This is a genomic window from Kordia sp. SMS9 (genome assembly GCF_003352465.1).
In the GTDB taxonomy this organism is placed as follows: domain Bacteria; phylum Bacteroidota; class Bacteroidia; order Flavobacteriales; family Flavobacteriaceae; genus Kordia.
Genome location: NZ_CP031153.1, coordinates 3,818,226 through 3,837,336 on the forward strand (window position 1 = coordinate 3,818,226; position 19,111 = coordinate 3,837,336).

A 19,111-nucleotide genomic window follows, 5' to 3' on the forward strand; every position below is an offset into this window, starting at 1 on the left:
ATTTTAAATCTTTACGATTGAAGTTAATCTTCGTAACGCGCCAATTCCCGATCGTAAAATTCGTTGGCAGATTGAAATAAATTTTCGGCTTCCGCATTCAATTCTTTTTCGTCTTCTTTGTCAAATTCTTCCAGCCATTCAACTTCGTCATTTTCTAAGTTGATGATGAATCGTGGGAATTCGGTATGTACAATAAAAATCGCGTTGGGATAATCGGTATTATCGCCCAGTAAAAATTTAGGAAGCTCCATGAATCAGTTGCTTTTTTATAAGTTTTTTTGATAAATAATTAAATCTAATATACAATAATATTGCAGAAGTCGTCAATCCTGCCAAGAGTCCAATCCAAATGCCAGAACTTTTGTATTCTGTGTACAATCCGAGATAGAAAGACGTTGGAAAACCAACAATCCAATAGGCAAAAAAGGTAATTAAGGTTGGAATTTTTACATCTTGCAAACCGCGTAAAATTCCCAAACCAACGACTTGAATTCCATCAGAAATTTGGAAAAATGCTGCAACGAGTAATAATTCTGCTGCTGTAGTGATTACTTCTTGTGTGTCTGCCAAGTTTGCAACATTACTTTCGTTGACATATAAAGTTGGAAACCAATCGTTGAAAAGCATAAACATGATCGCAAAGAAAACATCAATAATTAAGACGAGTAAGAGCGATGCTATGGCAATGCGTCTCAACTCTGAAAAATGCTTCAACCCTTTCTGATTTCCCACACGAATGGTGGCCGCAACACTCAATCCCATGGCGACCATAAAAGTCATGGATGATAAGTTTAACGCAATTTGATTGGCTGCTTGTGCATTTTTTCCTAAAATACCCGATAACCAAATGGCTGCTGTAAAAATAGCGACTTCAAAGAGCATTTGTAATGACGACGGAAAACCTAAGGAAATAATCTTTTTTAAGACTGATTTTTGAATGTTTTTAAAGTCGAAATTGGTCACATAATTTTTAAATTTTTGTTTGTATCGCAATAATAACCAAATAAAAATCAGCATGATGATTCGCGATGCTAAGGTGCCAATTGCCGCACCAATAATTCCCCATTTGGGAAAAATCCAAATTCCGAAGATTAAGAAATAGTTGATAATTACATTCACCACATTTGCCAATAATGTTGCCCACATGGCGTATTTGGTTTGCGACAAACCGTCGGCAAATTGCTTGAATGCTTGAAACATGATCAAGGGAATTAACGAAACCGCCACCAAGTTTAAATACGGCATGGCAAGTTGCACCACTTCATCAGGTTGTTTCATTTCGTACATGATCGGTTTGGCAAGCATTACACCTAAAAAAACAATAATTCCGATAATGGTACAAAGTATCAAACCGTGTTTTAAGGCACTTTTAACGGCGGTTTTGTTGCCAGCGGCATCAGCTTCTGCTACTAAGGTTGTAATTGCTGTAGAGAACCCGATTCCGATCGACATCGCAATAAAGAGAAAACTATTACCCAGTGAGACGGCTGCCAATTCAGCAGAACCTAATTGTCCTACCATGGCATTGTCTACAAAACTTACGAAGGTATGTCCTAACATTCCTAAGATGATAGGAGATGCTAATTTTAGGTTAAACCCAAATTCTTTCGTGTAGTTTTGTAAGATCACAGGTGATTTTTTGACGTGGCAAATATAACTTACTTTTATGGTAAACAGTTATACTTTTGAGTGAATTTGCCCTGTCTGTTTTATAAATCAAAGCGACTGTTTTTTAAAACGGAAATACAAGTACTTTTTTTCGGCGGAATGTAGACTTACATTTGAATCATCATAAATTACAAGTGAGTGGCTTAATACGATTTTAATTTATGAACAGATTAGTAACGTAAAACTTAAAAGTATGAAAAAAAGCATTTTAAACATCAAAGGTGTTTCCGTGATTTCTAAGAAAGATCAAAAAGAAATCAACGGAGGAATTTTTGCAGAAGAAAAAATAGATCTAACCAAGTGTGGATGCGATTGCACAGGAAGTGTTACAGGACCTTCTTATTGCCAAATACATTTTGGATGTTTACAAGTATACACTTGTGACGATCTATATTAAAAATTATTATTCATAAGTACATTATTAAATTAATAGTTTTTCATAAGCAAAACTATATTTAGGGGAAAAGAAAGGCTTCGGATTTTATGACGAAGCCTTTTTTGTGTAAATAATTGATATTCAAGTATTTTTTATCTGTTCATTTTATAAAACAAACAACTACAATTTTTAAAACGAACCATATTTCACTTTACTTCCTCCAAAACTGTACGTACTTTTAAGTTATAAATGGTGATACCTGAAAAACCGAAACAGAGTAGGGATTAACTAAAATTATAGAATCATGAGTAAAATTTTAAACATTAAAGGAGCAAAAGAAATTTCGAAAGTTGAACAAAGTGAAATCAATGGAGGTGTAGGATACGATTTATCAAAATGTGGTTGTGACTGTGCAGGACGTGTAACAGGACCAAAGTATTGTCCTTGGTTCATGGCGTGTTTACAAGTATACACTTGCAATGATATTTAATATATAGAAGTCAGTAGGTTACCTATTATTTTTTATAAAACTGTATGCACTTTTAATTTATAAAAATGGTGATACCTGAAAAACCGAAATAGAGTAAGGATTAACTGAAATTATAGAATCATGAGTAAAATTTTAAACATTAAGGGAGCAAAAGAAATTTCGAAAGCAGAACAACGCCAAATCCACGGAGGAATAGGATTAGCTATTGATATCGACTTCGATTTAAAAAAATGTGGATGCGATTGCGCAGGACGTGTTACAGGACCATGGTATTGCAATCGGTATATTGCTTGTCCACAAGTATACACCTGCGATGATATTACAGCTTCAATTTAATTTTAGCGGTTATTAAGTTATCCAAAAAAGGCTTCTGGAATGATTGCTAGAAGCCTTTTGAAATTTTTTGTATGAACATGTACACATTGCATTTTTTAATTTCTAATATCAGTAATCATAGCTGGGAAAAAAATCTTCATATTTTATGACAAAGTCTTTTTGATTTTTATGATGCGATGTTTAACATCTTACTACTGTTTATTTTGAAAAATAAGTAACAACAATTTTTGAAACGAACTACATACTACTTTTCCTTTTCCAATACTGTATGCACATTTAATACCAATTAAACTATAAAATTGGTATAAGTTATAAAATGGTGAAACCTGAAAAACCGAAATAGAGTAAGGATTAACTGAAATTATAGAATCATGAGTAAAATTTTAAACATTAAAGGAGCGAAAGAAATTTCAAAAGAAACACAAAGCCAAATCCATGGTGGAATTGGTGCTGGCTATGATTTATCAAAATGCGGATGCGATTGTGCAGGACGTGTTACAGGACCAAAATATTGTTCTTTATTTATAGCTTGTCTGCATGTATATACTTGCTAACAGCAGCATTTTTTTAGAAGTGATTAAGTGACCTAAAAAAAGGCTTCTTGAATGATTGCAAGAAGCCTTTTTAGTAAGTTCAAATTTGGTTGATTAAATATTTATATTGTTGTTTCACAATTGCCTTCATACGAAGCAGTTTGCGTTCTTCCACCTTTTGGTGTTCGCGATTCTTCTGGCATACATTGTGGCATCACCGTATTTGGATTTGTTCCTTTTCCAACAATCGTATATGAGTTTATGCTGGCAATTTTTATTTTGTTAAAAGCAAGTAATTTTCGATTCGTTTTCATTGTAAGTATATTTATTAGTTTTATTCAAGATACGCAACTACGATTAGGTGTGTCATAAAAAGTCTTGCTGTTTTATAAATTGAACAGACTTCTTTACCGTATCTTTTTTAAGTAAGTAGATGGGTTTTCGCCTGTTTTTGCTTTAAATGCTCTTGAAAAAGATCCATGACTTTTATACCCAACTTCTTTAGCAATTGCTTTGATGGTATACAAGCGGAATTTCTTATCTTTTTCCAGTCTGTCAAGTGTATATTGTATTCGTAACGTATTCAAATATTCGGTAAAGGTCATCTTTTTGTGCGCATTTAAAATAGTAGATAAGTATGTGGTGTTGGTATCTATTTTTTTCGCAGTTGCATATAAATTGTATTTTGGATTGAGGTAAAACTCCTGCGCTTCTAGGTTTTTTAATTTTTGGAGAATTTCCTCGACAGTTTTATCACTTTTTATACCTTTTTGAGTAGTAGTTTTTTCTTTTTTAGGTGTGATTAGTTCTTCTTTGGAAGCCGCAGTTTCAATACTTTTCGAAGCAACTTTCTTTTTTGTAAACTGTTTGTATAGTAAAAAGCTAAAAATACCAATGACAGCAATGGCAATACTCAAGAAGGTGTAAAAACGCTTTTCATCTTTTTGTTGTCGTGCTTCAAATTGATTCTTTATCTTTTGAATTTCGTATTGTGTTGCGGTTTGAAACACCGTAGTTTTATCTTCTTTTGCTGCTATTTGCTCTTGAATATCTGCTGATTTTTGTCGGTATGTAGATTCACGTTCAAATTGTTTACTGCTTTTAAAAACGTCCGCTTTCAGCACTAAAACGTCATAATAATCTGATTGTAACAAGAAATTTTGCGTGTAGCGTGTTTCTAAAGTATCTAATATCTCCAATGCATTGGAAGCTTCTCCGTTGCGGAAATGACAATCTGCCAATAAATATAATATTTTAGAGATTTGTTTTTCGTTTTTTAAATCTGTAAAAATTTCTTTAGAAGCATTCAAATTTGTAAAGGCTTTTGTGTATTTCTCTTGCGCAGTGAGTGTTTTTCCTTTCAGTTCATACAAATAGGCTTTTCCTTCAATATCTTTATAATAATCAGCAATGATGATTCCTTTATCAATGTACAACATCGCAGAATCGAGTCGTTTTTCAGCTTGATAGGCTTTCGCTAAAAACATGTGATAATTGATATAATCTTCCACATAATTGATGGAATCTTTTGCAATCAATTGTTTCGTTTCTATGGTTGTAATGGCTTCTTTGAAACTTTTTTTAGCTTCTTGAAAATTTTTCAAGTCCAAGCTTAAAATTCCCATGTTTCCGTTAATATTGATCAATTGCATGGTACGTTTGTTGCGTTGTGCTACTTCATACGCATCCAATAATATGGCACCAGCTTTGTACTTATTTCCCAATTCAATCTCTGTGGTAGCAATGGCAATTTTAGTTTGTACATAACGCGCGCTGTCGGCATCGTCAGAAATATGCTGCAAGGCTTTTTCATATTCAGACATGGCATCTGTGTACACACCTCTACTTTGGTAAAAAGCTCCTAAGTAAAAGTGCGCGCGGTAGGTATGTACGGAATCATTAAATGTTGTCGCTTTATGGTAATATTCCATGCGAAGTTGCATCATGCTGTCAGTTTCAATTCCTTGATAATTCAACACGGCATTTTCTGCTTCTTCTAAAATTTTATGTACATCTGTATTTGTGCTAGATTCCGAAGTTGTATCTGCGCAGGCATGACATAAAAATATCAAGAAACAATATGTTACAAAGCGATTCATCATGTGTATTAATATCCTTTTGGGAAAATATACTTTTTTTAAAAATAAGATAAAGCATTCTTAGCACTTTTTTTAAGTGAGAAAAGAAATATTTGTAAATTTTGTATTTGAACAATTTAAAACAGGTTCAGAATTAGATTTTTAACGTGATTTTAAGATATAAAAATCATTTAAAGGCTACTTTTGAAATTAATTTAACACCCAAAAAATTAAAAACGAGTATGACATTGAAATTACAATCAAAAAATAAGGTATTCTTTATCTTATTTTTGTTGTTGGCATTTTTAGTTTCTCCGGATGCAAATGCACAGCGTAAAAAAAGAAAAAAAGACAAAAAAGATGCTACTGAAAAAGTAGACCCAAAGAAAAAGTCTAACAAAAAATCCATTGCAGATTTAACGAAAAAGAGTAAGAAGATGGAAGGTCTTTTTACAGTATATCAAGATACAATCACAGGAACGTTACAAATGGTCGTTTCGAAAGATCAACTTGAAAAAGAATTTATTTATTTCAGTCAAATAAGTGATGGAGTTGCTGAAGTAGGTGCTTTTAGAGGTGCGTATCGCGGAGCCAAAATTTTTACCGTAAAAAAATATTTTGATAAAATTGAATTTGTAGGTAAAAACAATGCATATTATTTCAATCCTGAAAGTGCTTTAGCAAAAGCAGCCAATGCCAATATTAGTGAAGGCGTAATGGCTAGTGTCAAAATTGAAGCAACTGATGAAGAAAAAGGCTTGTATTTGATCAAAGCTGATGGAATTTTTCTTAAAGAAACATTTTCACAAATAAAACCACCGCGTTTTCCAGGTAGAAGTCCGTTTTCATTTACTTTGGGAAGTTTGAGCAAAACAAAATCGAAAGTAAATAAAATTAAGAATTATCCAGAAAATACAGATTTAGTCATTGAATATGTATACTCAAAACCGTCAGTATTAAATGGAGGATCAAGAGCTGTTACGGATGGACGTAATGTGACAATCAAAGTAAATCACAGCTTAATTCAAATTCCAGACAATGGATACATGCCACGATTTGACGATCCTAGAGTTGGGTATTTTACGACGCAAGTTACGGATATGACTACGCCTAGTAATACGCCATACAGAGATTATATTCACAGGTGGAATTTAGAGAAAAAAGATCCGAATGCAGCAATTTCTGAACCTGTTGAACCAATTACTTGGTGGATTGAAAATACAACACCTATTGCATATAGAGAAACCATCAAGGAAGCCGTATTACGCTGGAATATTGCCTTTGAAAAAGCTGGTTTTAAAAATGCCGTAGTTGTAAAAGTACAACCAGATGATGCCGATTGGGATGCAGGAGATATCCGCTACAATGTATTGCGATGGACGTCTTCTCCAAGACCGCCATTTGGTGGATATGGCCCTTGTTTTGTAAACCCACGCACAGGTCAAATTTTAGGTGCCGATGTAATGTTAGAATATGTGCATCAAACCAATAGAGTGCGTTACGAACGTTTGTTTGAAGCGATGAGCGAATATTCTTTTGAAAACTTAGACGATGCCACACAAGAATTGGAAAACTTTAAAGCAAATCATAATTATTGCTCTTTAGGACATTTAATGCACGAAAATAGTGTGTTTGGAACAACAGCATTGACTCTGATGAATGCTTCCGAAGAAGAAAAAGAAGTGTTGCGCAACGAAGGATTGACACATTTACTCATGCACGAAGTTGGACATACATTAGGATTGAATCACAATATGAAATCCAGTCAATTGCATACTCCAGCGCAATTAGCAGACAAAACATACATTCAAGGAAAAGCACTCACAGGATCTGTGATGGACTATGAAGCGATCAATGTTACCAATGATAGAACACAACAAGGACACTATTTTACAACAACATTAGGACCGTATGACCTTTGGGCAATTGAGTTTGGATATAAGCCTGTAAAAACCTTAAAAGAATTGGATGATATCTTGAAACGATCAACGGAGCCAGCATTGACTTTTGGAAATGATGCAGATGATATGAGAAGTCCTGGAAAAGCAATTGATCCAAGAGTGATGATTGGCGATTTATCAAATGATCAAATTACGTATTCGATCAACAGAATTCAGTTGGTCAATGATATGATAAAAGAACTGCGCGGTAAGTATACAGATTATGGAAAATCGTATCAAAGTTTAGTTTCTGCATATAGTATTTTACAAGGGCAAAAATCAAGTGCAGTCAATGTGATTTCTCGTTTTATTGGTGGAGTGTATGTAGATAGAGCCATGCAAGGTCAAGCTGGCGGAACACAACCCTACACGCCTGTAAGTTATAAAGATCAGAAAAGAGCTATGAAGGCTTTAAAAGATCATTTATTTGCGCCAAACGCCAATGATGTTCCTACAGATTTATATACACATTTGGCAAGACAACGTAGAGGATTTAATTTAGGACGCGGCACAGAAGATCCAAAAATTCACAATGCTGCATTGCGCAGACAAATGAACGTTTTATATCATATTTTACATCCAAATACATTGCAACGTATTGTAGATTCTGAATTGTATGGAAATACTTATAAGATTCAAGAATATATGCGTGATTTGAACAAAGCAATTTTCAACGCGGATATCAATACATCGGTGAATTCGTTTCGACAAAATTTACAGATTGAATATACAAACATGTTAATTGAAATGTTGACAGGAAAATCAAGTGGACGTTTCAACAATGTCGCAAAGTCTATGGCAGTGTACAACTTAAAAACCGTTCGAAGATTTGCTGCAAATGGTTTGGGTGATTTGGCGACAAAAGCTCACAAAACACACTTAAAAACCTTGATTGACAATGCAATGAAGGAAATTAAATAATTGTTCGTTCTTGGTTGTTAGTTTTTAGAACATTCAAAAACTATTAGCTAATTTGAAACTGCAAACTAAAAAAGCGATACTCGAATTTTACTCGATTATCGCTTTTTTTAGTTATGAGTATTGAGTATTGAGAAATTTCATAGTATAGCTGATGGTTCTTGAATAACAAATTGACAAATCCACAAAAAATGAATCCACAAAAATCAGCTTCCAAAAGCAAAGTGACCAAACACAAAATATCTCATCAAATCCTCATGACCGCCACAATCTGCTTGTCCTTTGACTTTGTCAACCGAATGACTTTTACTTCTTTGGTTTCTTGTAACGTTCCGTAATGCGAATACATGGTGACTTTCATAAAGGTCGGATTCTCAATTTTTTGATAGCGATCTCCGTAATAATTCACCTTAACAAAATAATCGCCTTTGATGGCATTTTTCAATGTAAATTCTTCGGGGCCAAATCCTTGCGTCATATCTTTTGACATTTGTCCACCAATTTTTGTCTCTGTATTCGCATACGAACATTCTTCACGATTTGGATCAATAATGTGTAAATCAATGTCGGTATCGTTATGATTCCAATCGACCACAATGCGAACATCAAAGGTTTCTGGTGTAAAAACAAGCGAATCTTGCTTGCTCGTATCAATATCACCTTTGTACTTCTCAAGCAAATGATTCAGTTCGTTCATCACAATCGCATTCATACCTTTAAAAACACGTCGGTGTGTATTTTCGTAAATCTTCCCAGAAAGTATGTCATTCAACACATTAAAAGCTTCTTGACAATCGCCCACATTTTCGTATGCCAACGCCAAATCACGATACGATTGTACATCTTCCGTGCGCAATTCCAAAATCCGTTGAAATATAAAAAGTGCGAGTTTGTGTTGATTTGTCGCTTGTAATTCATAGCCAAAAACTTTCAACAATTCGTAATCGTCAAAGTCGGTTTCTGCAATATTGGATACAATACGATTCGATATTTCAACAGCTTTTAATTCATTTCTAAAAAAGTTGGAAACATCTACAAAATACGCTGGTGTTGCTTCATACTTTGTGCGTTGTAAAATATAGAAATTATATGCTTCATTCACAGTTGACAACTGTCTCAACTCTTCAATATACGGAGCTTTTAAGGCAGGATCAGCAACTTGTAGCGTTCCGTTATATTTGTACCTATTCACAGGAGTTGTCGAAGTAACATTGTTCGATGATGGACGCGTACGAGCAGCATTTTGAACTACTTTTCCGTCTGAATTCACCATAAAAATAAAAGGCAACGTATAGCGTACATTCACATTTTTACCACGTTGTTTTCCAGGAATAACAGCTGGAAACAAGCGCAACACACGTCGTAATTCGTTTGTTATTTCTTCGTGTGACGATCGTACTCTAATATCTTCCACATACCCTTCTCGGTTTATCGTAAACAACGCATACGCGCGCCGTCTTCCTTGTGGTAAGTTAAGATCGTTAACTACAGCGGTATTGAAATTTGCGATCACATGTTGCTGTACTTTATTGGAAAAGCATTTTTTAAGTTCTAGTGGATCTGTAATATGTTCACAGCCTGGGAAAATAGGTGTCTTTTCAATCATTACAAAAGGAACTTCTTCAATAGCTTCTTCAACTTCTTTAATTTCATTGTTTTCAATTCTATTTGGAGGAACTCTTCTAGCAAATTGATCCGTAGTTATTTCTGCTGTATTGATAAACCCTGAACTCATCTGATTGCCTGATATTGTCATGCCATCATATTCTCTAGAAATCTGCATTTCTTCAACTTCTTCTTCATCGTTCATCACTTCAATAATTAGTGGAAGTTTCCCATTATTACGCTTCATTTCTGCAAGGATTTCCTTATATTCTTTCAATAATTCTTCGGGCGGCTCAATCTTATAACGTGCATAATCGCGGGCAAGCTCCAACACAATTAATGAAGTGTAATCTGTCACCAAACCGTAATTAGTCGCCAATTGTATAATGTCTTTTTTATTTTCTTTAGCATTTTTTTGTAGAAAATCCAATCGTTTTTGCGCCCATAAACGTGGAATATTTGAAGCTCCTTGTTGTGAATCTTTTAAATTTAGTGTGATGCTTTCATAAACTTGATTATCGTATCCGAAATACAAAACAATGGATTTAGTAGTGTGTATATTTTTCCCTGCGATCGAAAACGTATTGTCTACATTTATACCTGCTTTTGGATACAAATCCATCGTTTTTACGGACGAATCAACTCCCAAAAATTGATACTGTTGATACTTTAACGTTTCAAAAGCTTCCTGTGCCGATTTTGAAGTTAAATTGATGTACGTTCCGCTAGAAGCTTCTGCCATCGCTTTCAAACTCGCATGATTTGACTTTTTTCCGCTATTAATGATGATCAACGGTGTTTTTGCATCGTAAGAAGCTTCACTCAGCGACTGAATTCCATCAGAAAATAACAATACCAGATCACTATTTTTAGGAATTGCGTTTAAGAGTTCATAACTAGTTCCGCCGTCATATACGGTGTTTTGCAACTCCTTCTTTAGCATGCTCCAATTGCCATTTCGAATTCTGTATTTTTCTTCTTTACGAATGATATTGCTAAATGTTTTCAACTGCACAACAACATCTTTGGTATATGAAAAATATTGGTCTAACAATTTCACTTCTTTGTCAAAATCACGATCTTTCATAGAGAATGAAGCATCCCAAAACAGCGTAATTTCAGTAGCTTTCTTGCGCAGTTTTTTTTGTGGATTTAATAGCAAATGTGAATAAAAATAATCGTCGGAAACCAATACTTTTTTTGTGTCCACTTTCGTGGGAATCTTGATCAACAGACTTTCATTGGGCGTATACTTGCTTTTTTCCAATTGCGTTCGGAAGTTGCGTTGCCAATTTTTAAATTGTAAGCCTGAAACGTTTCCTTTCTCAATTACAGGTTGGGCTGACTGTTCAAAAACAGTTATATCTAGCGAAAATGTATCCAGTTGATTTTTAAAATGCAATGGCAAATTATAATAATAGCCAGCCTCTTTGAATAACAATTCCTGTTCATACGCCAGCACAACACGTTTATAACCTTTGGCAGGAATCGGGTAGATGCGTGCTTTGTAATTGTTTCCTGTGCCTTTTTCCAACAATGCTGGGTCAACTCTTCTACGAACGACTTCTTCAAAAGCAATTCTTCCAAGTTCTTTATCAACCACGACAGCTTCACGGAGTTTTCCGTTTACATCCAATGCAAAGCGAGACACATTAAAATTTTCTCCTAACGGAAATGACAATTCACCTTCCAACACTTCATTTTTGGGGTTGTAATACAACATATCAAAGGTAGTGGTGGCTTTATTGCCAATAATTTCTACGGTAATATTCAACGAGGAAAGACCTACTTGTGAGTTGCCAACTTTTAATATTGGCGCTTGTTGTGCGGTACAAATTGCGGTAAACAACAATACCCACACGAATGAGACGAGTGTTTTCATAAAATCGGTTTTGAGACTAAAGTTTGGAGTGAATACAATCAAGTTTTATACCATTTTAAGAAAAGTGTAAGGTTTACTATTAAGTTTTGAGAATTGAGATGTTAGTATTGAGATGTTTCAAATGTAAATTTGAGTAGTCGAGAACACTTTGAGAGTAAAGTTCGTTCTGTTAAATTCTAAATGGTACATTTTGAATTTTAAATTAGATATAAAGATCTATTCGTGACAAAAATAAGTTTACTAGTTTATGGAGTTTAAATTGAATAACAGTTTAAAGTTGAAAGCAAGGAAACTCTGGGAAATCATCTCAATAGTATTGACAAAAGCATTTGTGAATTTGTGACAAAAAGAAATAGTAAATGTAAAACACTAAATATAAAATAAAAAAGTATTTCCCCTAATTCCTAATTCCTAATCCCCAAAAGCAAAACGCTTCAAAAACCTAATGATATTCATTTACAAAAGCCGTAAACTTATTCCACGTATCAATGGCATTCTGTCCGCTCCAACCGTGACTTTCTTCGGGATAGAACGTAAATTCATGTGTAACGCCAAGTTGTGTCAAACGATCGCTTAAATCCATTCCCTGTGAGTTGGGAATCAACGGATCTTGTCCACCATAAAACAACGCTGTCGGTGGTGCAGAGGTAGTTACTTGATGAAAAGGACTGTAGGTTTCTAAAAACGGAATATCAAATTGAGAACCAAAAATGGTGAATATTTGTTGAATCTCTGGATTGTCACTATTCACATACGCATCGTCCGCCAAATTCGTAGGTCCTACAATACTGGCCACCATATTTACATCACTTTGTGTATCATACGCATAGCTCCACAAAAGGGATAAATGTGCGCCTGCACTTGAACCTAAAAAGCCATAATCTTCTGAAATAATATATTCTTCGTTACGCGCTTTTAAGTCATTAACAATCAATGAAATATCATCTAATTGCATTGGGAATGGAGACGTTGTCACCGTTGCCAAACGGTAATTAATATTCACAATAGCATATTGTGGTAAATCTGCTTGAATCAACTCTACATAATTGTTCATGTCCGACTTATCGCCGCCAATCCAACTGCCACCATGTACCAAAACAAGCACTTTTGTATCAAGCGTTCTGTTCTGTGGCAAATACAAATCATACGTTTGATCTGCGTCAGTTCCATACGAAACATCAAGCATTGTCGCTGCAACGACCGTTGACGGATCTGTTGGAGTAGGAGTAATATTCAAATCTGAGTCATCCGAACTACACGAATAATTACATACAATAAACAAGCTGAGAATACAGAAGTACAGTGATTTTTTCATAAAAATGGTGTTCATGCTATTAAGAACGCAATATCCTAAAAAAAAGTATGCGAAAATCTTAATTTTGACTTAAAATTATACAATGGTATTGTTTGTGTAATTTGCTTAAAATCAGAAAAATAAACATATGTAGTTTCAAAATAGCATAAACAAGATGCTGATTGCTCCAGAAATAGCAATAATTATGAAAAATCAATTACTTTTGTAAAAAACACTCTATAAGTAGTACATGGCAGAATTCATCAAATTATATAACGAAAACCCGAATCCGAGGGAAATCAAAAAAGTCGTGGACATTCTTCGCAATGGCGGTTTGGTGATTTACCCAACGGATACGGTATATGGTTTGGGTTGCGACATCACCAATACAAAGGCATTGGAACGAATAGCAAGAATAAAAGGCGTAAAGCTCGAAAAGGCAAACTTTTCGTTCATCTGTAACGATTTAAGCCATATTAGCGATTACATTCGTCAAATTGATACACGCACCTATAAAATCCTAAAAAAGGCATTGCCAGGTCCATATACGTTTATCCTTCCGGGAAATAACAATCTACCAAAAGTATTTAAAAAGAAAAAAACAGTCGGAATTCGTGTGCCAAACAATACTATTGCGCGAACGATTGTGAGCGAATTGGGAAATCCGATTGTATCAACGTCTATTCGTGATGAAGATGATATTATTGAATACACCACCGATCCTGAATTGATTTTAGAAAAATGGGACAATCTTGTCGATGCCGTAATTGATGGTGGTTATGGAGATAATGTTGCTTCTACGATTATTGATTTATCAGGTTATGAGCCTGAAATTATCCGTGAAGGAAAAGGTGATATTGATATCATTCTATAAAACTGATTAGCGCATATTTATGAAGAAATTTAAAATCATTGGAATTATAGTAGTAATTGCAATTGTTGTGGTAGGAATCTTTATCTATCCAAAAGCTTCCATGTATTTCTATGGAAAAAAGACAGCTTCTAATACCGAAAAAATAGCATTCTACGTGCCAACAGGTGCTACTTTTGAAGAAGTTTTGAACGAATTGAAAGCAAAAGAAATCATTGAAAATATCGAAAAATTTCAAGAATATGCCACGCTTCGAAATCTAAAAGAAAGTACATTAGAAGCTGGAAAATATGTGTTTCCTAAAAATGTTCCATACAGTAAAGTCGTGGAAGATTTGCGTCAAGGAAATGGTGAAAAAGAAGCGCAAGTCACGTTTAACAATGCACGAACGAAACAAGAACTTGCAGAAAAAATTGCGCTAACGGTAGAAGTAACTGCGGAAGACATCCTAAATTTGATTTTGGACGAAAATTTTACAAGCAAATATGGTTTTACACCAACCACCATCAACACGATGTTTATTCCAAATACGTACAATGTGTATTGGGATATTTCCGCAGAAGATTTAATTGCGAAACTTGCCAAAGAATACAAACGTTTTTGGACACCTGAGCGAAAAGCGAAAGCCAAAGCGCTCAATTTATCACAGACAGAAGTTTCTACGCTGGCTTCCATTGTAGTGTGCGAAACGATTATGATGGACGAAGCTCCTAAAATTGCGGGTGTGTATGTAAACCGTTTGCGACGTGGAATTCCACTAGATGCCGATCCGACGTTGGTTTGGATTTTGGGCGATTTTACCATCAAAAGAGTCTTAAACAAATACAAAGAATTCGATTCGCCTTACAACACATACATGTACAAAGGCTTGCCGCCAGGACCAATTTACATTCCGTCTGTGCAATACATTGACGCTGTGTTGAATTATGAAAAGCACGATTATATCTTTTTCTGTGCGAAAGAAGACTTTTCAGGCTATTCCAATTTTGCCAAAACAAATCGTCAACATGAAATCAATGCGCGTAAATATCACAAAGCGCTGAATGAACGTAAAATCTATCGTTAATGGCAAACTACAACAGAAGAGACTTTGCAAAATTGGTCGTTTTAGGTGGAATTGGGTATACGGTTTTCGCGTGTGCAGAGGATGCTAAAAAAGAAAAACCAACTACTACAAAAACGACTAAAGAAGCAGCGCCTACCATGCCTGAATTGCTGCCAGAAAACATAAAACTCTATCAAAAAGCAGATGCTGAATATCAAGAATTAACGGTTCGCTTTAACAAACGATTGCAACAATCGCCCACATATATTGCACACTGTTTTACCACAAAAGGCGTGTCTGATGCAGTAAAATTCGCCAATTATAAAGATTTAAAAGTCGTTGTAAAAAGTGGCGGACATAGCTTTGAAGGTTTCTCGAGTAGCGACGATGGTTTGGTCGTAGATGTTTCTGCGATGAAAAAAATGGATTGGACGCCCGATCACAGTCTCACTGTAGAAACAGGTTGTATCTTAAAAGAATTGTACGATGAAATGTTACCAAAACAACGCATTTTGCCATCAGGTTCCTGTGCTACGGTTGGTATTGCAGGCTTAACGCTTGGTGGCGGCTATGGTTTTTTTAGTCGCAAATATGGTTTGACTTGCGATAGTTTGCAAGCAATTACCATTGTAGATGGACAAGGAAACATTCTTCACGAAAGTGGTACTTCTGCAATATTGAAAGCTTGTAAAGGCGGCGGAAATGGAAACTTCGGAATTGTTACAAAAATGCGATTTAGAACCTATCAAGCACCCAAATTCTTTCAGGCATTTCGTTGTAAATCGTATAAACTAGACACCCAAAGAGCCAAAGAATTACTGCAAACTTGGTTTCGCTATACCAAAAATCTTCCCAATACCGCATTTGCAGCTTTTGTGTTGAACGGGAAAACTTTGACGATTCTCATTACGAATTATTCTGATGACGATAAAGGTGTGCTAGAAATGTACAATGCGCTCAAAGAAATCTCGGATAAAGCCACGATTGGAAGCAAACGCCCGTTGGCAAAGGCATTGAAAACTTTTTACGGTGTGCAGCATCCTATTTATTTTAAAAACGCTTGCGCGGGATTGTACAAAGATTTTTCAGAAATAGAAGGTTGTATAGACTATGTCATTTCCAAAGTCATTTCGTCTCGCGGATTGATTTATCAAGTGAATACGCTTGGCGGGAATATTGACTTGGAAGCTTCCGAAAAACGTTCGGTATTTCCACATAGAAGCTATCCGTATTTGTCAGAATTGCAGTCTTATTGGGACAAACCATCGCAAGAAGCTAGTAGATTAGCGGCGTTTCAAGAAGTACAAGATCGTTTCTACAAACACGGAATTCGCGCACATTATCGTAACTATCCAGATATTAATTTTAAAGATTTTGAAACGGCTTACTACGGAAAGTATCTTCCAGAACTGAAAAAAATTAAACAACAACTCGATCCTGACAATCGCATTCAGCACCCGCAAAGTATTTCTGTTTAGATGCGTTCGTGCTTTTAGAATCTAGATCGCTTTGCTACTAGATGTTAGATCGCTCCGCTGTTAGACACGGCTTTGCCTGTTAGATTCTTTCATACAATGTTTGTGTTTTCTTTGAAACTTCATTTTCAAATTGAAGAATTTTCAAATTGACACATTGGGTTAGACCGCTATCGCTATTAGATATTAGATCGCTCGCTGTTAGATGTTAGACTCGGCTTCGCCTTTTAGCATTTCAGTTAGAATTTTCAATGTTTCTTAGCACTTGACTAATACCTAATTCCCAAAACCTACTACTTAGTTCTAGCGAGATTTGTAATTTCGCGTAAAATTTGAAACTTTAGTGGTTCAAACAGGATTTTAACGTCAGTTCGATATTACTTTTTCCAAACACCTAATTTCCCCATCAAAAAAGGGGTTTTAACTCTTTTGTAAGTATTTGATTAAAAGTAGTTTAGTGCAATTGCTAACTATTTAAAACACTTTAATCATGGCTATTTTCAAAAAAATACAGCAAAAGATGGATGAAGCTACTTCTATTTTAGAAATAGTTGGCATCGTTTTTAAGCGATTCAGTATTTTCTTTTCTGCAATTGAACAATTTCTTAAACCTATTCGTTTTTTGATAAAACTGTTGCGTAGAATTCTTACGAGACGAATTATTTCTATTATTAGAAGTATAAAGGCTGTCTTAGGAAGAGTAGCAAGATTTGCTGGACCTTTAAAGTTTGCGATCACTGTTTTAGAAAACATCTTGGGTATATTTCGGAAAGTCCTAAAACCATTTGAAAATGCGCTCAAAAAGCTAAGTGCAATATTAAAAACGTTCAATCAACAACTTCGTCTTGCGAAACAAAGTGATGAATACCAGTTTTTAGCAAATAATCTTGGTAGGATTTTAGCGAAAATCAAAGAGATTAATGAATTGGTTACACTTCTTGAAAAGCAACAAGAATGGATAGAAAAAGTATTTCCAGCGGCATTTTTAAATAAAATTAAAGCATTTACTGAAGCTCTTTCAGCTCCGATGAAAGCTATAAAAGCAACTTCAAAAAAAATATTAAAAGCCATAGAAAAATTCTTGTTGAAAATATCAGGTTACGCACCGATTGTAGCAACCTTAACAAAAAATACAGAAATATTAGAAAAATGGTTACAAGAAGTTGCGAAGTTGTCTAGCACACTTCTTTGGATTGTTAGACAAATAGAAATTGTCATTAGAAGAATTCCTTTCTTAGGATATATTTTAGATGTACTAAGTTATATAAGCGGCATTATTGATGCTATTATTGATGCTAGTGGAATTCGTGATTTATTAGAATATATCGTTAATAATAATGCAATTATTACTGCTGTAATTCAATCAATAAATAAACTTATTGACGCCATTGATGATTTAATACAAGATTTTAAAGCAATATTAAACGACTTCATCAGTATTTCTAATGATCTTTTTAATTTGTATGATATTTTAAAAAATTTACATGGCTTACTTAAATTAATCGCGGCTTATAAATGGTTTTTAGAATTCCACTTTCCAAATATTTTAGAAAAAATGCGTGAAGCTTTGAAAAAGTTGAACGATCCTGATTTTTTACCATTGACTTCATCTGACTCAAGTTCACTAACATTTATTGTGGAATCTGTTACCATTGGCGGACAAGGAATTGGAAACGATTGGGTGTTAAATTTTACAATAGGAGATGAAACGTCTGCGTTATGCGTCAATAATGAAGACAACAACACTATTGATGCACAACACCTCATACACCAAGAAACGGTTTTCAATGCACAACAAACATTTCAAAAAAGCATTCACATAAGTGCCACAGAATTGGATCCTGTCTACAATGATTATGGAGGAATGGAAACTGCCGAAATCATTCAAATACATACAACACAGCAAGAACAACATTTTACTTTTTCTTTTGAAGTAAATGCTTCTGGTGGCGATCGCGGAGCAAAAGCTACGATAACTGTGAACCTTACAACAGTATTTACCGAAAACGAAAATATAGTATTGCCATTAAGTAGCGTTGGTGCTAAAAATAGTGGAATTAATCATTTAGAACATGCAATTTACGAGTTGAGAACTAAAATGGGAACGATGCCATTTGCGCCAGGATTATATGCAAATATGAACGCGTTAGATGAGTTTTTGAATACTTCTGAATTATTAATAAATAAATTAAAAGTATTGGTGGTAGAATCACCAAATGACAACGAACAGAAAGAAAAGTTGATTGCTGAATTTTACAACTTAATAACGTCAAGTCAGAAACAAATTATACCAGAACGCGCAGATCAGTTTGAAGCATCGTATTATATGGATTTGCAAAATGCGCTTGAAGTAGTGGAGAAGCCAATAGCGGAAACAATGGATGGCTTTCAAGAAGAAGAAGATGACTTTTGCCTATGTGATGAGTTGGAAATAAGTGATTTTTTAGAATCAGAAATATTTGACCTTCCCGAAGAAGCCCAAAACTTTAATATAGATGCTTTTTTAAATTCTATAGATTTTGGAACATCAAATGAAGATGTTGATTCATAAAACAATTTTAAAACAAAAAAAGCGTCCAAGAAACTTCTTGAACGCTTTT

General features: G+C 34.7%; 15 protein-coding genes. 9 read left to right on the forward strand and 6 right to left on the reverse strand.

Annotated elements, in window-relative coordinates; all coding sequences use genetic code 11:
* Positions 1 to 23: 23 nt before the first annotated feature.
* Both KORDIASMS9_RS16175 and KORDIASMS9_RS16180 read right to left on the reverse strand, forming a co-directional pair.
* Positions 24 to 251 carry a hypothetical protein gene (locus KORDIASMS9_RS16175; protein ID WP_114903840.1) on the reverse strand — a complete coding sequence of 76 codons (228 nt, stop codon included), beginning with the start codon at positions 249 to 251 and terminating at the stop codon, positions 24 to 26.
* Positions 238 to 1,629 carry an MATE family efflux transporter gene (locus KORDIASMS9_RS16180; RefSeq protein WP_114903841.1) on the reverse strand — a complete coding sequence of 464 codons (1,392 nt, stop codon included), beginning with the start codon at positions 1,627 to 1,629 and terminating at the stop codon, positions 238 to 240. The genes KORDIASMS9_RS16175 and KORDIASMS9_RS16180 overlap by 14 nt, the downstream gene beginning before the upstream one ends.
* A gap of 232 nt (positions 1,630 to 1,861) precedes the next feature.
* On the opposite strand from KORDIASMS9_RS16180, the gene KORDIASMS9_RS16185 reads away from it, so the two are divergent.
* The 4 genes from KORDIASMS9_RS16185 to KORDIASMS9_RS16200 all read left to right on the forward strand — a co-directional run bounded on the left by KORDIASMS9_RS16185 (position 1,862) and on the right by KORDIASMS9_RS16200 (position 3,424).
* Positions 1,862 to 2,065 carry a hypothetical protein gene (locus KORDIASMS9_RS16185; RefSeq protein WP_114903842.1) on the forward strand — a complete coding sequence of 68 codons (204 nt, stop codon included), beginning with the start codon at positions 1,862 to 1,864 and terminating at the stop codon, positions 2,063 to 2,065.
* Positions 2,066 to 2,348: 283 nt separating this feature from the next.
* Positions 2,349 to 2,534 carry a hypothetical protein gene (locus tag KORDIASMS9_RS16190; protein WP_240321066.1) on the forward strand — a complete coding sequence of 62 codons (186 nt, stop codon included), beginning with the start codon at positions 2,349 to 2,351 and terminating at the stop codon, positions 2,532 to 2,534.
* Between the two features lie 120 nt (positions 2,535 to 2,654).
* A complete protein-coding gene (locus tag KORDIASMS9_RS16195; protein ID WP_240321067.1) occupies positions 2,655 to 2,870 on the forward strand; it encodes a hypothetical protein in 216 nt (71 codons plus the stop codon).
* A 371-nt stretch (positions 2,871 to 3,241) separates the two neighbouring features.
* On the forward strand, positions 3,242 to 3,424 hold the full coding sequence (locus tag KORDIASMS9_RS16200) for a hypothetical protein (protein WP_240321068.1): 183 nt from the start codon (positions 3,242 to 3,244) through the stop codon (positions 3,422 to 3,424).
* Between the two features lie 101 nt (positions 3,425 to 3,525).
* Here KORDIASMS9_RS16200 and KORDIASMS9_RS16205 read toward each other — a convergent pair whose 3' ends face one another.
* On the reverse strand, positions 3,526 to 3,717 hold the full coding sequence (locus KORDIASMS9_RS16205; protein WP_114903846.1) for a hypothetical protein: 192 nt from the start codon (positions 3,715 to 3,717) through the stop codon (positions 3,526 to 3,528).
* Between the two features lie 93 nt (positions 3,718 to 3,810).
* A complete protein-coding gene (locus KORDIASMS9_RS16210) occupies positions 3,811 to 5,475 on the reverse strand; it encodes a helix-turn-helix domain-containing protein (RefSeq protein WP_162820003.1) in 1,665 nt (554 codons plus the stop codon).
* Between the two features lie 248 nt (positions 5,476 to 5,723).
* On the opposite strand from KORDIASMS9_RS16210, the gene KORDIASMS9_RS16215 reads away from it, so the two are divergent.
* Complete coding sequence (locus KORDIASMS9_RS16215) at positions 5,724 to 8,342, forward strand: zinc-dependent metalloprotease (protein ID WP_114905266.1); 2,619 nt, start codon at positions 5,724 to 5,726, stop codon at positions 8,340 to 8,342.
* A 244-nt stretch (positions 8,343 to 8,586) separates the two neighbouring features.
* Here the strand turns inward: KORDIASMS9_RS16215 and KORDIASMS9_RS16220 are convergent, their stop codons facing one another.
* A complete protein-coding gene (locus KORDIASMS9_RS16220; protein ID WP_114903848.1) occupies positions 8,587 to 11,826 on the reverse strand; it encodes a VIT domain-containing protein in 3,240 nt (1,079 codons plus the stop codon).
* Positions 11,827 to 12,268: 442 nt separating this feature from the next.
* Positions 12,269 to 13,141 (reverse strand): alpha/beta hydrolase, encoded by an 873-nt coding sequence (locus KORDIASMS9_RS16225; protein WP_114905267.1) that lies wholly within the window; start codon positions 13,139 to 13,141, stop codon positions 12,269 to 12,271.
* Positions 13,142 to 13,370: 229 nt separating this feature from the next.
* Between KORDIASMS9_RS16225 and KORDIASMS9_RS16230 the strand changes: the two genes are divergently transcribed.
* The 4 genes from KORDIASMS9_RS16230 (at position 13,371) to KORDIASMS9_RS16245 (ending at position 19,062) form a co-directional block, all read left to right on the forward strand.
* Positions 13,371 to 13,994 carry an L-threonylcarbamoyladenylate synthase gene (locus KORDIASMS9_RS16230; protein ID WP_114903849.1) on the forward strand — a complete coding sequence of 208 codons (624 nt, stop codon included), beginning with the start codon at positions 13,371 to 13,373 and terminating at the stop codon, positions 13,992 to 13,994.
* A 19-nt stretch (positions 13,995 to 14,013) separates the two neighbouring features.
* Positions 14,014 to 15,057 (forward strand): endolytic transglycosylase MltG, encoded by a 1,044-nt coding sequence (mltG, locus tag KORDIASMS9_RS16235; RefSeq protein ID WP_114903850.1) that lies wholly within the window; start codon positions 14,014 to 14,016, stop codon positions 15,055 to 15,057.
* Positions 15,057 to 16,514 carry an FAD-binding oxidoreductase gene (locus KORDIASMS9_RS16240; RefSeq protein WP_114903851.1) on the forward strand — a complete coding sequence of 486 codons (1,458 nt, stop codon included), beginning with the start codon at positions 15,057 to 15,059 and terminating at the stop codon, positions 16,512 to 16,514. Before mltG ends, KORDIASMS9_RS16240 begins: the two co-directional genes overlap by 1 nt.
* A gap of 487 nt (positions 16,515 to 17,001) precedes the next feature.
* Complete coding sequence (locus KORDIASMS9_RS16245; protein ID WP_114903852.1) at positions 17,002 to 19,062, forward strand: hypothetical protein; 2,061 nt, start codon at positions 17,002 to 17,004, stop codon at positions 19,060 to 19,062.
* The last annotated feature ends 49 nt before the right edge of the window (positions 19,063 to 19,111 follow it).

Coding starts and splice junctions, on each gene's coding strand:
- KORDIASMS9_RS16175 (WP_114903840.1), bottom strand. CDS start 251: ATGGAGCTTCCTAAATTTTTACTGGGCGATAATACCGATTATCCCAAC.
- KORDIASMS9_RS16185 (WP_114903842.1), top strand. CDS start 1,862: ATGAAAAAAAGCATTTTAAACATCAAAGGTGTTTCCGTGATTTCTAAG.
- KORDIASMS9_RS16190 (WP_240321066.1), top strand. CDS start 2,349: ATGAGTAAAATTTTAAACATTAAAGGAGCAAAAGAAATTTCGAAAGTT.
- KORDIASMS9_RS16195 (WP_240321067.1), top strand. CDS start 2,655: ATGAGTAAAATTTTAAACATTAAGGGAGCAAAAGAAATTTCGAAAGCA.
- KORDIASMS9_RS16200 (WP_240321068.1), top strand. CDS start 3,242: ATGAGTAAAATTTTAAACATTAAAGGAGCGAAAGAAATTTCAAAAGAA.
- KORDIASMS9_RS16205 (WP_114903846.1), bottom strand. CDS start 3,717: ATGAAAACGAATCGAAAATTACTTGCTTTTAACAAAATAAAAATTGCC.
- KORDIASMS9_RS16215 (WP_114905266.1), top strand. CDS start 5,724: ATGACATTGAAATTACAATCAAAAAATAAGGTATTCTTTATCTTATTT.
- KORDIASMS9_RS16220 (WP_114903848.1), bottom strand. CDS start 11,826: ATGAAAACACTCGTCTCATTCGTGTGGGTATTGTTGTTTACCGCAATT.
- KORDIASMS9_RS16225 (WP_114905267.1), bottom strand. CDS start 13,141: ATGAAAAAATCACTGTACTTCTGTATTCTCAGCTTGTTTATTGTATGT.
- KORDIASMS9_RS16230 (WP_114903849.1), top strand. CDS start 13,371: ATGGCAGAATTCATCAAATTATATAACGAAAACCCGAATCCGAGGGAA.
- mltG (WP_114903850.1), top strand. CDS start 14,014: ATGAAGAAATTTAAAATCATTGGAATTATAGTAGTAATTGCAATTGTT.
- KORDIASMS9_RS16240 (WP_114903851.1), top strand. CDS start 15,057: ATGGCAAACTACAACAGAAGAGACTTTGCAAAATTGGTCGTTTTAGGT.
- KORDIASMS9_RS16245 (WP_114903852.1), top strand. CDS start 17,002: ATGGCTATTTTCAAAAAAATACAGCAAAAGATGGATGAAGCTACTTCT.